The organism is Yersinia sp. 2542 StPb PI, assembly GCF_048593855.1.
Classification (GTDB): Bacteria; Pseudomonadota; Gammaproteobacteria; order Enterobacterales; family Enterobacteriaceae; genus Yersinia; species Yersinia enterocolitica_E.
Window position 1 is genome coordinate 1 of sequence record NZ_JAZGQA010000010.1, and the last position, 15,709, is coordinate 15,709.

Sequence of the window (15,709 nt, forward strand, 5' to 3'; positions counted from 1 at the left end):
TGAATCAGATAAATAACAAAATTATTCATCAGAATAATAGCGTCAACACCAGTGAAACAGTCACACAATAAGAATAAGCCAAGCTGCTTTGCTTTCTCTCTTTATATATACAAAGCAGGACGTCTTGATGCTTTCTAAAATTGTTCTTTCAGAGGATTTAATAATGAAAAAGTTAATCTTACCCTGCTTAATAACCACATTAATAGCTTCCCATGCCGCTTGGGCGGATGACAGTAAAGTGCCACAAAAAGCCAATAAACCATTCACTATCGGTGTAGTGGTTACCCAATGCTGAAAAACACCGGATATTGAGAGCGCGTTTTGACAAATTTAAGTGCATTGCCGAGGCGTTAAGCAGAGTCATGTAGCGGCATCACAGGCAGAATTTAGTAAAAAACACAATAACATCATCCTGCCAGAACCACCGATAAGTGCGGAAAATGAGATCCACCCGTTATAAAGAGGGTGGAGCCGTCGCCTCGCACTGACAATCTATAGTAAAATTCTTGTTAAAGTCATACTAAAAAATATCGGCTTGGTTCTTCTATCGATTACTAACGATTGTTTCTGTTATCGAACGCTTTCGCTAACTGATGTTGAATGTGAGAAAAATATGTCAAACAAACCGTTCCACTATCAGGATCCCTTCCCGTTAAAGGAAGATGATACTGAGTATTACCTTGTCAGTAATAATCACGTCTCGGTTACCCAGTTTGAAGGCCACGACATGCTAAAAGTCGAGCCAGAAGCCCTGACCCTCCTCGCCCAACACGCTTTCCACGACGCCTCATTCCTGCTACGCCCCGCTCACCAAAAGCAAGTTGCCGCTATTTTGGATGACCCAGAAGCGAGCGAAAATGACCAATATGTTGCTCTGCAATTCCTGCGTAATTCGGAAATTTCCGCCAAAGGGATTTTACCGACCTGTCAGGATACCGGCACCGCAATTATCGTCGGCAAAAAAGGCCAACGTGTTTGGACCGGTGGCAATGACGCAGAAGCCCTGTCACGCGGCGTGTATAACACCTTTATTGAAGATAACCTGCGCTACTCGCAAAACGCGGCGCTGGATATGTACCAAGAAGTGAACACCGGCACCAACCTGCCAGCACAAATTGACCTGTACAGCACTGAAGGCGAGGACTACAAATTCCTGTTCGTCACCAAAGGTGGCGGTTCAGCCAACAAGACCTATCTGTATCAGGAAACCAAGGCGCTGCTGTCTCCGGGCAAGCTGAAAGAGTATCTGGTCGAGAAAATGCGCACCTTGGGTACCGCGGCCTGCCCGCCATACCATATCGCCTTTGTGATTGGTGGGACGTCGGCTGAAAGTACCCTCAAGACCGTCAAGTTAGCCTCAACCAAATATTATGATGGTCTGCCGACTGAAGGGAATGAGCACGGGCAAGCTTTCCGTGATACCGCGCTGGAACAAGAGCTACTGGAAGCGGCACAGGACTTAGGTTTAGGCGCGCAGTTCGGCGGCAAATACTTTGCTCATGATGTGCGGGTGGTGCGTTTGCCGCGTCATGGTGCATCCTGCCCTGTCGGGATGGGGGTCTCCTGCTCTGCCGACCGTAATATTAAAGGCAAGATTAACCGCAAAGGGATTTGGCTGGAAAGGCTAGAGCAAAACCCAGGGAAATATATTCCTGAGCATTTGCGCCAGAGCACCGAAGGCAAAGTGGTTAAAATCGACCTTAACCGCCCAATGGCCGATATCTTAAAAGAGCTGTCTCAGTATCCGGTATCAACCCGCCTGTCACTGAGTGGGACGATTATTGTTGGCCGTGATATTGCCCATGCCAAATTAAAAGAACGGCTGGATAACGGTGAAGGTTTGCCGCAATACATTAAAGATCATCCGATCTACTACGCCGGGCCGGCCAAAACACCGGAAGGTTATGCATCAGGTTCCCTCGGGCCAACCACCGCGGGCCGCATGGATTCCTACGTGGACCTCCTGCAATCCCACGGCGGCAGCATGATCATGCTGGCAAAAGGCAACCGTAGCCAGCAAGTGACCGATGCCTGTCACAAACATGGCGGCTTCTATTTGGGCAGCATTGGCGGCCCAGCCGCAGTATTGGCACAAAACAGCATTAAGAGTCTGGAGTGTGTGGAATATCCTGAACTGGGTATGGAAGCCATCTGGAAAATTGAAGTGGAAGACTTCCCAGCCTTTATCTTGGTAGATGATAAAGGTAATGATTTCTTCCAACAGATCCAGGCATCAAGATGTAACCGCTGCGGTTAACATTAAAATCCAACCTCGGTGGTTTCGCCGAGGTTGGATTTATTACAAATAAAAAATTTACAGATAAAAAGCAGATAAAATTTCGAATAGTTTTTAAGCACCCCACTGGTGCAATTTATTAACCTCCGCCATTCTCTTCGCTATGCTCTGCATGGATAATCTCGCCATTTTGCTTTTCATCATCCACAGTTAGCGCCGACCACCAGCCCCAAACGAATGAACCATTTACGTGCAACGTAAAGCCCTGATTTAGTGCAACGAATTTCAATTTTACTATTTGATTTTTATTGAAAATTCTTCGTTGACAATAACTCTGATTACTTTTTATAGTGACCCTGACTTCTCCGCAAGAACGCCAACGTTGTCGGCTTGTGGTTATGGCAATAGAGCCCTCGCAATGTCATCTGACTTTGCCGGGCTTTTTTTTTGGCTTTTTTTCAGACCCACTTTTTTAACCAATATCAGGGGTACTTATGTCCAGAATAAAACGGTCAAGAATAAAATGTCATTACGCTGCGCTCTCAATCGCGCTGGCAACTGCATTTGCCGTGACCTACTCAGGTATGACGATCGCGGCAGAAAAACCGGTGAAAATTGGTTTATTGGAAGATGCTCCGGTAACTTTGCTTTGCCGGTTATTCCCAAAATTCATGCCACAGAACTGGCAGTAGAAGAAATCAATGCCAAAGGCGGCATACTCGGACGCCCAATCGAGTTGGTCAAATACGATACGCAATCCGATAACACCCGCTTTCAACAAATGGCTCGCCGCTTAATTAAAAATGACAAAGTAGATGTGATATTCGGGGCGTTTTCCAGTGCCTCACGCGAAGCTATCCGCCCGATAATGGATCGTGAAAAGTAGCTCTATTGGTATAACAATCAGTATGAAGGCGGCGTGTGTGACTCCAATGTTTTCGTCACCGGCGCCGTGCCTGAACAGCAGTTCTCAACCCTGATCCCGTGGATGATGGAGAAGTACGGCAAAAAAGTTTACACCATTGCTGCCGACTATAACTTCGGGCAAATCTCGGCTGAATGGGTGCGCAAAATTGTGGAAGAGAATGGCGGCACCATGGTGGGTGAGGAGTTTATCCCGCTGAGTGTTTCGCAATTTGGTCAAACCATTCAGAACATCCAGAAAGCCAAACCTGATTTCGTGATGACTTTGCTGGTCGGGGCGAACCAATCTTCTTATTACGAGCAACAAGCCGCAGCAAAATTGAACTTGCCGATGGGGAGTTCAGTTAACGTCGGCCAGGCTTATGAACACAAACGCTTTAAAGCCCCGGCACTGAAAGATATGTATATCACGGCTAACTACATTGAAGAGGTGGATAGCCCCGCCAGTAATGATTTCAAACAGCGTTTCCACGCCAAATTCCCGAATGAACCGTACATCAATCAGGAAGCGGCCAATGCCTACGACGCAGTTTATCTGTACAAAGCGGCGGTAGAAAAAGCGGGCAGCACCGATATGGACGCAGTGCGTAAATCACTGGAAAGTGGTGATATCTGTACCGATGGCCCTTCAGGAAAAGTCTGTATCGATCCGAAAAGCCATCATTTGAGCCACACCATCTATCTGGCTCATGTCAAAGATGACCACTCAATCGAGATCCCGAAAGTGTGGGCCGATATCAAACCGTATTGGTTGGGTGAAGCCGGTTGTAACTTGCCGGTGAAACCGGATAACAGCCAATACACGCCATCATCTCCGCCGAAAAAGGCCTAAACCACGCTAATGACAAAGCTATTGATAGCTTGGTGAGTGAAGGGGTGACCACACCTCGGGGCGCTCCGGTGGCTTACGCACTTGTATTTGAAACTAAGAGCGACCCCAACGGCACGTTTCCCCTTCATTTGACTTTGTCAGCAGTTTGAACGGGCTATTTTATAGGGAAGTCACCGCTTGAGCGGGCTTCCCTGTGTTATCCATTTTCAATAGTGTCAATCAGGACACCAGGGATTGCCAAACGATGTTAACGCTATCCTTTCTCTATTCGGTGATTTATCAGTTTGGCGATAACTTCGCCTATCTGGTGCTGGCAGCACTGGGGCTGGCGGTTATTTTTGGCATGATGGGCGTGATAAATCTGGCACATGGCGAATTCATTATGTGTGGTGCTTATGTCACCATCCTGATGAACAAAGCAGGCTTGCCACTGCCTTTTGCCATGCTCGCCGGTACCTTAGCGGCGGCGTTCTTCGGCGGGGTGGTCGAGCGCCTTGTGGTGCGCCATCTCTATGGCCGTTTGTATGATTCGGTGGTGGCGACGTGGGCTATCAGCCTGATTGTGCAGCAAAGTATGTTGCTGATCGCCGGTCCATCACTGGAGGGATTGTCTACGCCTTTCGGCTCTTTCACCCTTGGCGAATACTCGTTTGCCACTTACCGCGCATTACTGCCCTTTTTCGCCATTGCCATATTAATGGTGCTCTATTGGTTGTTCTTCCACACCAATTACGGCGTCTGTGCCAGAGCTACCATTCAAAACGCCCGCATGGCCTCCTGCCTGGGGTTAGAAACTGATCGTATTTATACCCTGACATTCGCGCTGGGCGCAGGGCTGGCGGGGCTCGCAGGTGCCATTTATGCCCCGACGCTAACCGCCGTACCCACCATGGGCAGCAGCTTTATTGTTCAAGCCTTTGTTTCGGTAGTGGTCGGTGGCGCCAATGTACTTGTTGGCACCATTCCTGCAGCAATTGCCTTAGGTGCGATACAAACCGGGCTGAACTCCTGGTATGGGCAACTGGCGGGGCAAATTGGCTTACTGGTCACCGCTGTCTTGGTTATCCGCTTACTGCCTAACGGTATTGGCAGCCTGTTTACCCGTAACCGCTAGGAGCCTAATGTGACAATGACCTCTGTTAATTTATCGACGGTGAAGCAACGCACGCCGTCCACCACTCGGCTGGCGGCACTGTTAATTCTGGCCGGCGCACTCGCGCTGCCGTTAGTGGTCGATAGCGCCATGATAGGCGACTTCTCCTACTTCCTACTCTGGACCTTCTGTGCCATCGGATTGGCCGCAATGTGGGGGCATGGCGGCATTTTATCTTTCGGGCAGACCGCCTTCTTTGGCCTTGCCGGTTACACCTATGGCGTGATGACGCTGAATTTTGGCGATGGGGTACTCTCCACCTGGTCGGGTCTGGTCATGGCACTGCTAGTGGCTGCCACCGTGGCGGCGGCACTGGGTTATCTGATGTTTTACGGCGGGGTGACCGGTATTTTTATCGGCATTGTGACGCTCTCTTTCACGCTGGTATTGGAAACCTTTATGTCCCAGACCGCTGGCCCGCAATGGGCTATCGGCAGCGCGCGACTGAATGGGTTTAATGGTATGTCAGGTATGCCGCCACTCTCCCTACCGTGGTTTGGCGGCGAATTACTGACACTGGAAGGCAATGCGTTCTACTACCTGATTATCGTGCTGCTCGCGGGGGTTTATTGGGCTGTTCGGCGCTTATTGCGCTCCGATTTTGGCCTGACACTGGCCTCTATCCGTGAGAACCCACGTCGGGCAGAAATGCTCGGTATTGATATCCGCCGCTATCAATTACTGGTGTTCGTGCTGGGTGGCGTGCTCTCCGGGTTATCCGGCGCACTTTATACCCTGTGGGGTTCTTACATTACCCCCTCTTCCATGGGGCTAACCGCCGCCGCGATGCCGGTTATCTGGGTAGCGACCGCTGGGCGTAAAAACATTTTCGGCACGGTGGTCATCACTGCCCTGCTGGTGTGGTTATCCCAATGGTTGGCTATCTATGGCAGCGAATACGCCATGATTTTGCTGGGTGCCATTTTGCTGTTTGTAGTGCTGGCCGCCCCTAATGGCCTATTACCTTGGCTGGCAGAGAAAATCACCCGCTTATCTGCCGCACGTCAGAAGAAAGGGGAATCGCTATGAATCAGGTATCACAGGATTTGATCCTCGAAACCCGTGGGCTGAGTAAGCGCTTCGGTGGCATTCAGGTTATCAATAAGGTCGATTTGCAAATACGTCGCGGTGAAGTGCGCTGTGTCATTGGCCCGAATGGCGCCGGTAAAAGTACCTTTTTCAAATTACTGACGGGTGAACATACGCCAAGTGATGGGGATATCCGTTTCTTCAATCGTCGGCTGAATACTTTAGCACCGTTTCAGCGCATCAGGATGGGCATGAGCATTAAGTTTCAGATCCCCGGTATTTTCCCTGAATTGACCGTTGAGCAACATTTGCAATTATCACTCAGCCACTTACGCCCAGAGGTTCGCTCACAAGCGGTCAGTGTCGATGAGCTACTCGAGCGCTTTAAGCTCAGCGCTGAATACCATCAGTTGGCCGGTAACTTGTCTCACGGCAAAAAACAGTGGCTGGAAATTGCGATGGCTGTGTCGCTGCAACCGACGTTGCTAATGCTTGATGAGCCGGTGGCGGGCTTATCTATTGATGAAACCTATCTCACTGGCGAGCTGATTAAGCAGATGCAGAGTGATGGTCTGACGCTGATGGTAGTGGAACACGACATGACATTCGTGCGCCAGATTGCCTCACAAGTCACGGTCCTCCATGGCGGGCAGGTTTTTGCTGACGGCAATGCCGCCGACGTGTTGGCCCGTGAGGATGTGGCAGATATCTATTTGGGGAAAGCGGTATGAATAACGTGGTGTTGCAAATAGAGGGGCTGACCGGCGGTTATGGCGGTGGGCAAGTACTTAATGGCGTAACACTGCAACTGCACGCCGCAGAAGTCTTAGGTTTGATTGGCCGCAATGGGGTGGGGAAAACCACACTGATGCGCACTTTAATTGGCGCGGTACCGACGAAACAAGGCAGCATTTTGTTGGGCGAGACTGACATCACCCTAGCCTCACCGCAGCGCCGTGCCCGCTTGGGGATGGGTTACGTCCCGCAAGGACGTGAAGTGTTTGCTGGTCTGACGGTGGCGGAGAACCTGCAAGTCGGCATGCAGTTTGTACGAGAACACCGTGAGTTTGCTAAAGACTTGCTGGAGCGGGTGCTGGATTACTTCCCCATCTTGCGCCAAAGACTCAAACAAAAAGCCGGCACCATGAGTGGCGGCGAGCAACAACAATTGGCTATCGCCAGAGCCTTGGTCGGCTCACCCAAAGTATTACTGTTGGATGAACCCTCGGAAGGTGTTCAGCCCTCTATCGTCAATATCATTGCCGATACCCTGGTGCGCATTGCCCGCGAACTGCATGTGGCGGTGATTCTGGTTGAACAGGATATCGCGATGATCCAGCGGGCCGCACAACGGTGCGCGGTGATGGACAAAGGCCAAATAGTAGAAAACCTGACCCAACAACAACTTTCTGATGATCTTTTAATGCGCCGTCATCTGGCTTTGTAACCGGATGCCCTTATTACGTGGAGAATTGCTAATGAAATGGCTGGAAGAATCAATCATGGTCAAACGCGGTGTCGGTGCTGGACGTAAACCGGTGACCCATCATCTGACCGAAGAGATGCAAAAAGAATTTCACTATACCATCGGCCCCTACTCAACACCGGTGCTGACCATTGAGCCTGGTGATCGGGTGATTGTCGATACCCGCGATGCCTTTGAGGGTGCCATTAGCTCAGAGCAAGATATTCCGAGCCAACTGCTCAAAATGCCCTTTCTCAACCCGCAAAATGGCCCGATCATGGTCAATGGTGCCGAGAAAGGGGATGTGATTGCAGTTTATATCGAATCCATGTTGCCGCGTGGCGTTAACCCGCGCGGCATCTGTGCCATGATCCCCCATTTTGGCGGGCTGACCGGAACAGATCTAACCGCCATGCTCAATGACCCACTGCCAGAAAAAGTGCGCATGATTAAGCTCGACAGCGAAAAAGTCTACTGGAGCGAGCGCCATACCCTGCCCTATAAACCTCACATTGGCACCCTAAGTGTGTCGCCAGAAATTGACTCAATCAATTCACTCACGCCGGATAATCACGGCGGGAATATGGATGTCCCGGATATCGGGCCGGGGAGCATTACTTATCTGCCGGTGCGCGCCCCCGGAGGACGCCTGTTTATTGGTGATGCTCATGCCTGTCAGGGGGATGGGGAGATTTGCGGCACCGCGGTGGAGTTCGCCTCAATCACCACTATCAAAGTGGATTTGATTAAGAACTGGCAACTCTCCTGGCCACGAATGGAGAACGCCGAAACCATCATGAGTATCGGCAGTGCGCGCCCGTTAGAGGATGCCACCCGCATTGCTTATCGCGACCTGATTTACTGGCTGGTGGCCGATTTTGGCTTCGAGCAGTGGGATGCCTACATGTTACTGAGCCAATGCGGCAAAGTGCGGCTGGGCAACATGGTCGACCCGAAATACACCGTCGGCGCGATGCTTAACAAAGAACTTTTAGCGCAGTAAAAACAGCTAGCACAGTAAAAATTCTAGACCCTAAATAATTCGAGTTGCAGGAAGGCGGCAAGTGAGTGGCAAATCAGCCAGGAACCGATTTGAACGCTGTTTGCAGCGGCCTCGCAGAGGCGAGGCCCATGGACGGGCCGAGTAACGAGGGCAGCCAATCCCCTGCAGCTTGAAGTATGACGGGTATTCATCGAGTTTGGATAAGCAGGTGCCTATGAGTTCAGATACACCGGTCAACATTGGCTTACTGTACTCCTTCAGCGGTGTGACGGCGGCACAAGAGCTGTCGCAATGGCGGGGAGCAACACAGGCTATTGCCGAAATTAACCAAAATGGCGGCATCAACGGCAGGCCACTGAATGCGATTCATTTTGACCCACAATCTGACGATACGCAGTTCCGTGCCTTGGCCGAACAATTGATCGTCGAACATGAGGTTAATGTGATTTTTGGCGGCTACACCTCCAGTAGCCGTAAAGCCATGTCACCCGTCGTCGAAAAGTACCGTCGGCTGCTGTTCTACTCGCAACTGTATGAAGGCTTTGAGTTTTCGGAGAATATCTTTTACGGCGGCGCGGCACCTAATCAAAACTGTGTACAACTGGCGGACTATCTCACCGGGCAGTTTGGCGCGCGGGTTTATTTGATTGGCTCCCGTTATATTTACCCTTATGAATGTAATCGCAACATGCAGGAGTTAATTCTGCAACGCCACGATGGCGCGGTCATTGGCGAACGCTATTTAGATCTGAATGCACCTTATGAGGCGTTTCTGCCCATCATTGAGGAGATAACCAAAAAGCAGCCCGACTTCATCTTCAGTACCGTGGTAGGTCAAACAGTCCCCTTTTTGTATCAGGCTTATCAGGCTGCGGGGCTGGATCCTGGCCGCATGCCAATTGGCAGTCTGAATACATCAGAAACCGAGATTGCCATTATGGGGGCACAAGTGGCACAGGGCCATTTCAGTTCAGCCCCCTATTTCCAAAGCATTAGCACCAAAGCAAATCAATCAGCACTTAAACAATTCCATCAACAATTTGGGCCGGGACTCACCACCGACATGAATTGGGAAGCCACTTACAGCCAGGTACATCTGTTTGCCAAAGCCATGGCAGAATGCGGCAGCGACCATATCTTCCCGCTGTCTGCCGCACTGCGTGGGAGCCAATTTGATGCCCCTCAAGGCCGCATTCGTATTGACCCACTGAATCAACATACCGGACTGTATCCACGCATTGGTATGGCGAATGAGCATGGGCAATTTACCATCGTGCAGGAGTCTCGCCGTATCGTCGAACCCGACCCCTATATGACCAATCAGATTCAGGGCGATTGGGTCACGAAGTTAACGACAGTGGGGTATCCACATGCGACCTAGCGATAGCAGAATCAGTGCGACCGCCCTATTACTCAGTCGTGGGATCCGTTGTGTGGTGTTACATCCCGACGACGAAGACGGTGCCACCCTCACCAATCATTTACGCCGAATGGGGTTTAAGGTTCAGGCTTTCTGGCCTACCCCTGAGCAACTCCCCGCCGATACGGATCTGATTTTCTATGCATTACAGTCAGATAACCCGGAACCAGATGTGTCATGGCTCAACCCTAACAAACATGCCCTGATAGCAGTTATTACCTATGAAAATCCGACGTTTATTGATCAAGCACTCAATATGGGCGCGGGCACCTCGATAACCACTCCCATTCGTGCCTCAGGCTTATTGTCAGCCATGGTGTTTGCTTTACACCATGCCCAACAGCAGCGGCAGATGAGTGATCGAATCGAACGGCTGGAGAAGAAAGTGCTCGGGGTTCGCCAGGTCAGTGAGGCCAAAGCCATCCTGATGCGGATGCACAGCATTGGTGAAGAGCAGGCTTACGACATCCTGCGCCATCAGGCCATGGATAAGCGCATTACCGTCGAAGAGATCTCGTGTGCATTGATTCAGGCCAACGATATTTTCTCTTGGACCACCCCAGCTGCTGCTAATAGCCGGAAGAATTGAGTTTAATTGCCGCTATATGCCGAACCTAAAACTTATTATTTATGAGGATAATCATGTCGATAACGCCTTTTCTTGCAGCCACAATTCAATTTGAACCCTTAATGTTTGCCAAAGAAGCGAATGTGCGTCAGTTACTGGCATTGGTAGAACAGGCGGCACAGAAAGGTGCTCGTCTGATTACCACGCCAGAAATGGCGACCACCGGTTACTGTTGGTTTGATCGACAAGAGATTGCGCCCATGGTCGAAACCGTCCCCGGTGAGAGCACCGCCCGCTTTGCGCAACTGGCACAGCGCTATCAATGCTATATCGTCTTAGGGATGCCAGAAGTGGATCCGCAAACAGCGCTGTATTACAACAGTGCGGTACTCATCGGGCCACAGGGGGTGATTGGCTGCCATCGCAAAAGCCACCCCTATATTTCAGAGCCTAAATGGGCTGCTGCGGGTGACGTCGGGCATCAAGTGTTTGATACAGCGCTGGGACGTATTGGCATGCTGGTGTGTATGGATATTCATTTTCCCGAAACGGCCCGTCTGCTGGCACTGGATGGTGTTGATGTCATTTGCCATATCAGCAACTGGCTGGCAGAGCGCACTCCGGCCCCTTACTGGATCAGCCGGGCCATGGAAAATGGCTGCTATCTGTTGGAAAGCAACCGCTGGGGATTAGAGCGCGGCGTGCAATTTAGCGGTGGCAGTTGCATCATTGAGCCTGATGGCAACATTGCTGCGGTGGTGGATGGCGGCGATGGAATTGCTTATGCCGAAATTGACATCAGCCGTAGCCGTCAGCGTCAAGTGTTAGGCGAGTTAGTGTTTGAGCAGCGCCGCCCTGACTATTATCACGCGCTATTAAGTGACAGTTTTTTGTGGAACCCACAGGATTTCTTTGGGCTTTACGGGCAACGGCCGTTGCCGCCCGGTAAGCAGAGCCGGATCACGGTAGCGCAGTTCTCCCCAACAGAACGGCTGGAGGACAATTTGGCAGCAATTACCGCCCTGACAGAAGAGGCGGTGTTACAGCAAGACAGTGAGCTTATCGTGTTCCCGGAGTTATCCCTGACCGGTTATCTCGCGGGTGCGGCTCAGGCCCAAACACCAGAAAGTCCCGCGGTGCAGGCGCTGGCTCGTCTGGCTATAAAGTTACGGGTATATCTGGTAGTAGGAATGGCCGAAAAACAGCAAGATAAGTGCTACAACACCCAGATTTTGTTGGGGCCGGAGGGGGTCATTGGCACCTATCGGCAAATACATCTGTCTCGAGCACATCAAGCGTGGGCTAGCGCTGGGGAGCACTGGCGCGTATTTGATACTGCGCTCGGAAGAGTCGGATTGCTGCTGGGCCATGATGCACTGTTACCCGAATCAGCACGTATTTTGGCCCTGATGGGATGCGATATTATCGCCTGTTCCGCCGCACTTCCTGCGGGGTTCACTGCTGCGCATACGGGCAGTGTCGTGGTGCAAAACTATCCGATTCCAATGGGAGCCGACCCGCTACACTGGCACTTATTCAGAACCCGCGCGGGGGAAAATAATCTTTATCTGGCCTTTGCCAATGCTGTCGATGACCTCAATCAGCAAGGAGGATATAGCGGAATATTCGGGCCGGAAACCTTCACTTTCCCACGTTTTGAGCGGCTGCTGTGGCAAGAAACGCAAGCCGTAACACAAACCATTAATACCGCGTCTCTCGCCGGCAGCCCCTACCCAACCAATGTAGTGCGCCGTAAAGATCTGGTCACCATGCGCCAGCCCCATCACTACAAACCGTTACTGAATTAGTCCCTCTCCCTGACTAACCTCGGATAAGTATTACCGGGGTTAGTGCTATAACCGCGCCATTCTGCACATATGTGCAAAACCAACCACATCACGCAAAATAAAAATGTGATCACAATCCAAATTTTGTCGTCAAGATCGTTGCTGCACACAAAAACCCTATTTCAATTTATTTAATATAAATCAATTCATTAAATATGAATGCACATCTGTGCAATAACTAAAGTGGGTAATAGCGTTTGAATTGGTTTTTTATGGAAGATATTGGAAGTTATTCGTTATATTGTGCTTTTGACTTCAAAAATGGAAAGTGATTATATCAAGCCATAGATAACTTAATGACATTTGCACAAATGTGCAAGAGGTTGAAAATGGAAAAGAGCGACGATCTGCGCCTGATGGTGAAAATTGCACAAATGTATTACGAGCAAAACTTCACGCAAGCGGAGATAGCACGCGCGCTCGGTATTTATCGCACCAGTATCAGCCGAATGCTAAAAAAAGTACGCGAACAGGGCATTGTTACTATTTCAATCAATTATAACTATAACGAGAATCTGTTACTGGAACAGCAGTTGAAGTCGCGCTTTAAATTACGTGAGGCGATTGTCGTCTCTTCAGAGCATGATCAATCGCCAGAACATCAGTTGATATTAATGGCAAAACAGTGTGCCGCATTGTTGAACCGAATTATTGAAAATGGCGATATTCTCGGCTTCTCTTGGGGCAGTGCAATTGCCACCCTGATTGAGCAAATGGATATATCACCGGTATCGCGTCAGTTAACCTGTATCCCAATGGTGGGTGGCCCCTCAGGTAAGCTGGAAAGCCGTTATCATGTGAATACCCTGGTTTATAGCGCCGCAATGAAATTAAAAGGCGAGTCATTGTTGATCGATTTCCCGGCAATTCTGGAAAAAAGTGTTATCCGTGATGGCATTGTGCAATCTCAGCATTATCAGGCTATCGCTGACTATTGGCAGCGGCTGGATATCGCTATATTCGGTATTGGTTCACCCAATATCTCGGGGAATTCCACCTGGCGCGCTTTTTATGGCAGTGATGTTATTGATCACTTTAATGACCGACAGGTTGCTGGCGATATTTGTTCACGTTTTTACGATTTGCAGGGCAACCCGGTGGAAACCTACATTAGCGATAAGACGATCACTATCGACTTAGAGAAAATTAAAAAAGCCCGTTATTCCATCGGTATTGCGCATTCCCATGAAAAAATCAGCGGGATCATCGGAGCAATTAAAGGAAAGTATATTAATAGTCTGGTGACCACGAAAGAAACTGCTGAGGAGATACTCAAACTAACGGCATAAAAAGCGGCTAAAGAAATACAATGAGGAAAAGCTTACTGTCAGTCATCATTAACCTTTCCTCTTTATATCAAAAACAACTCAATTAATTGCGCCTTAGGGTGTATGGCTGAGTATTAGCAAAATTCAGAACAGCAGGGAATTTCTATGAACGATTGGCTTAATTTAAAAGATAAAGTTGTCATTGTAACCGGTGGTGCATCAGGGATTGGCTACGCTATTGTGGAAGAGTTACTGGCGGCAGGTGCCAAGGTACAATTAGCCGATGTTAATAAACTTGACGGTGGCATTAAAAATAATCCACAGCTGAGTTTTATTCAATTGGATATTTCAGACCGTAGCAGTGTACAGACTGCAATTGATAATATTCTAACCCAACATGGGCATATTGATGCATTAGTTAATAATGCCGGGATTAATCTCCCCCGTCTGCTGGTCGATCCGAAACAGAGCCACAGCCAATATGAACTGAAAGATAACGAATTTGAAAAAATGGTAAATGTGAATCAGAAAGGGGTGTATCTGATGTCACAAGCCGTGGCACGCAATATGGTTGAGAATAAACGCGGTGTCATTATTAATCTCACGTCGGAAAGTGGATTAGAAGGCTCTGAAGGACAAAGCTGTTATGCCGCAACTAAAGCCGCACTATATAGTTTTACCCGCTCCTGGGCCAAAGAACTGGGAAAATACGGTATCCGTGTGGTGGGCGTCGCGCCGGGTATTTTGGAGAAAACCGGTTTGCGCACCCTGGATTATGAAGAAGCACTGGCCTACACCCGTAATATAACGGTTGAGCAGTTGCGTGACGGTTATACCAAGAATGCCATTCCAATTGGCCGGGCTGGAAAACTATCAGAAGTGGCTGATTTTGTGACTTACTTATTATCCGAACGTGCCAGCTATATTACCGGCGTTACCTACAACATTGCCGGTGGTAAAACCCGAGGCTAAACAGGAGGCATGATGGTTAGTGTCATTTTTTGCGCTCACGGTGATTTAGCGGTTTCAATGCTTAACTCCGTCAATATGGTGTATGGCGAAACACAAAATATTACCCCGCTGTTATTTAACCGTGGTGAAAATGCCGAAGATTTAGTGACAAAAATGCAGGATGTGATGGCACATAGTGACAGTTGCTCTTGGCTGATTGCGGTTGATTTGCAAGGTGGCAGCCCATACAACGCTGCCGCACGGTTGGCATTCAACAATCACAACATTCAAGTTATCAGTGGGTTATCACTACCACTGGCACTGGAAATTGTCGATAACCAGCACTCGATGGCAGTAAGAGAATTGGCTGATTACTTACTGGAAATCGGCGCGCAGTGTGTGCAGTCATTCCACCACTTACAGAATGTCGAAGAAGAAGAGGCCGACTTTATATGAAAATCAATCTGGCAAGAATTGACGACCGGCTGATTCACGGTCAGGTCACCACGGTATGGGCGAAAGAGGCCAAAGCTGGGCGGATTATTATCTGTAGCGACGAAGTCTATAACGATGATATTCGTAAAACGTTATTAAAACAGGCAGCACCTCCGGGAATCAAAGTAAACGTGGTTAATATAGAAAAAGCCGTCGCGGTTTACCACAATCCTAATTACAGTAATGATACCGTGTTTTATTTATTTACCAATCCGACCGATGTTTTGCGCCTGGTGGATCAAGGTGTGAAGATTGAAGTTATTAATATTGGTGGCATGGCATTTAAACAAGGTAAAAGGCAATTAACTAAAGCAGTATCAGTTGATCAGGAAGATATTAAAGCCTTTTATGCATTAGCTGAACGTGGCGTACATTTGGATTTACGGGTAGTCACTTCCGACCCACAGGTAGATGTGATTAAAAAAATACGTGAACTGGAGTCTAAATAACGACATTTAACACAACCGACAAATAATAACTCAGGTTTTATTAAACATTTAAATCCGATTACTCAACCT

13 protein-coding genes and 2 pseudogenes are annotated in these 15,709 nt (G+C 49.2%); all 15 read left to right on the forward strand.

Annotated features, from left to right (window positions below; translation table 11 throughout):
- Positions 1-163 precede the first annotated feature (163 nt).
- Positions 164-283: pseudogene (locus V1952_RS02730) on the forward strand (autoinducer 2 ABC transporter substrate-binding protein); the annotation flags it as partial.
- A gap of 330 nt (positions 284-613) precedes the next feature.
- Positions 614-2,257, forward strand: a complete 1,644-nt coding sequence (gene fumA / locus V1952_RS02735; protein WP_372558098.1) for a class I fumarate hydratase FumA — start codon at positions 614-616, stop codon at positions 2,255-2,257.
- A gap of 569 nt (positions 2,258-2,826) precedes the next feature.
- A pseudogene (locus V1952_RS02740) lies at positions 2,827-3,992 on the forward strand (urea ABC transporter substrate-binding protein).
- 244 nt (positions 3,993-4,236) lie between these two features.
- Entirely contained in the window at positions 4,237-5,106 is an 870-nt protein-coding gene (locus tag V1952_RS02745) for an ABC transporter permease subunit (RefSeq protein ID WP_005181910.1), read from the forward strand.
- A gap of 9 nt (positions 5,107-5,115) precedes the next feature.
- Positions 5,116-6,174: an ABC transporter permease subunit gene (locus tag V1952_RS02750; RefSeq protein ID WP_420071977.1), complete on the forward strand. Its 1,059-nt coding sequence runs from the start codon at positions 5,116-5,118 to the stop codon at positions 6,172-6,174.
- Positions 6,171-6,905 carry an ATP-binding cassette domain-containing protein gene (locus V1952_RS02755; RefSeq protein ID WP_372558096.1) on the forward strand — a complete coding sequence of 245 codons (735 nt, stop codon included), beginning with the start codon at positions 6,171-6,173 and terminating at the stop codon, positions 6,903-6,905. Before V1952_RS02750 ends, V1952_RS02755 begins: the two co-directional genes overlap by 4 nt.
- Complete coding sequence (locus tag V1952_RS02760; RefSeq protein WP_372558095.1) at positions 6,902-7,621, forward strand: ABC transporter ATP-binding protein; 720 nt, start codon at positions 6,902-6,904, stop codon at positions 7,619-7,621. Before V1952_RS02755 ends, V1952_RS02760 begins: the two co-directional genes overlap by 4 nt.
- 31 nt (positions 7,622-7,652) lie before the next feature.
- Positions 7,653-8,642 (forward strand): acetamidase/formamidase family protein, encoded by a 990-nt coding sequence (locus tag V1952_RS02765; protein WP_420074280.1) that lies wholly within the window; start codon positions 7,653-7,655, stop codon positions 8,640-8,642.
- A gap of 214 nt (positions 8,643-8,856) precedes the next feature.
- Positions 8,857-10,023: a transporter substrate-binding domain-containing protein gene (locus V1952_RS02770; protein ID WP_372558094.1), complete on the forward strand. Its 1,167-nt coding sequence runs from the start codon at positions 8,857-8,859 to the stop codon at positions 10,021-10,023.
- Positions 10,013-10,651, forward strand: coding sequence for an ANTAR domain-containing response regulator (locus V1952_RS02775; RefSeq protein ID WP_372558093.1), 639 nt, complete (start codon positions 10,013-10,015; stop codon positions 10,649-10,651). The genes V1952_RS02770 and V1952_RS02775 overlap by 11 nt, the downstream gene beginning before the upstream one ends.
- A 53-nt stretch (positions 10,652-10,704) precedes the next feature.
- Positions 10,705-12,438: a nitrilase-related carbon-nitrogen hydrolase gene (locus V1952_RS02780; protein WP_420074281.1), complete on the forward strand. Its 1,734-nt coding sequence runs from the start codon at positions 10,705-10,707 to the stop codon at positions 12,436-12,438.
- A gap of 368 nt (positions 12,439-12,806) precedes the next feature.
- Positions 12,807-13,766 (forward strand): sugar-binding transcriptional regulator, encoded by a 960-nt coding sequence (locus V1952_RS02785; protein ID WP_083160323.1) that lies wholly within the window; start codon positions 12,807-12,809, stop codon positions 13,764-13,766.
- Positions 13,767-13,910: 144 nt separating this feature from the next.
- Positions 13,911-14,717: an SDR family oxidoreductase gene (locus tag V1952_RS02790; protein WP_420074282.1), complete on the forward strand. Its 807-nt coding sequence runs from the start codon at positions 13,911-13,913 to the stop codon at positions 14,715-14,717.
- Positions 14,718-14,729: 12 nt separating this feature from the next.
- The gene (locus tag V1952_RS02795) at positions 14,730-15,152 is read left to right on the forward strand and encodes a PTS sugar transporter subunit IIA (protein WP_372559831.1); all 423 of its coding nucleotides are present in this window, start codon (positions 14,730-14,732) and stop codon (positions 15,150-15,152) included.
- Positions 15,149-15,640 (forward strand): mannose/fructose/sorbose PTS transporter subunit IIB, encoded by a 492-nt coding sequence (locus V1952_RS02800; protein WP_372558090.1) that lies wholly within the window; start codon positions 15,149-15,151, stop codon positions 15,638-15,640. The genes V1952_RS02795 and V1952_RS02800 overlap by 4 nt, the downstream gene beginning before the upstream one ends.
- Positions 15,641-15,709 lie beyond the last annotated feature (69 nt).

Coding starts and splice junctions, on each gene's coding strand:
- V1952_RS02775 (WP_372558093.1), top strand. CDS start 10,013: ATGCGACCTAGCGATAGCAGAATCAGTGCGACCGCCCTATTACTCAGT.
- V1952_RS02795 (WP_372559831.1), top strand. CDS start 14,730: ATGGTTAGTGTCATTTTTTGCGCTCACGGTGATTTAGCGGTTTCAATG.
- fumA (WP_372558098.1), top strand. CDS start 614: ATGTCAAACAAACCGTTCCACTATCAGGATCCCTTCCCGTTAAAGGAA.
- V1952_RS02790 (WP_420074282.1), top strand. CDS start 13,911: ATGAACGATTGGCTTAATTTAAAAGATAAAGTTGTCATTGTAACCGGT.
- V1952_RS02760 (WP_372558095.1), top strand. CDS start 6,902: ATGAATAACGTGGTGTTGCAAATAGAGGGGCTGACCGGCGGTTATGGC.
- V1952_RS02745 (WP_005181910.1), top strand. CDS start 4,237: ATGTTAACGCTATCCTTTCTCTATTCGGTGATTTATCAGTTTGGCGAT.
- V1952_RS02785 (WP_083160323.1), top strand. CDS start 12,807: ATGGAAAAGAGCGACGATCTGCGCCTGATGGTGAAAATTGCACAAATG.
- V1952_RS02770 (WP_372558094.1), top strand. CDS start 8,857: ATGAGTTCAGATACACCGGTCAACATTGGCTTACTGTACTCCTTCAGC.
- V1952_RS02755 (WP_372558096.1), top strand. CDS start 6,171: ATGAATCAGGTATCACAGGATTTGATCCTCGAAACCCGTGGGCTGAGT.
- V1952_RS02780 (WP_420074281.1), top strand. CDS start 10,705: ATGTCGATAACGCCTTTTCTTGCAGCCACAATTCAATTTGAACCCTTA.
- V1952_RS02800 (WP_372558090.1), top strand. CDS start 15,149: ATGAAAATCAATCTGGCAAGAATTGACGACCGGCTGATTCACGGTCAG.
- V1952_RS02765 (WP_420074280.1), top strand. CDS start 7,653: ATGAAATGGCTGGAAGAATCAATCATGGTCAAACGCGGTGTCGGTGCT.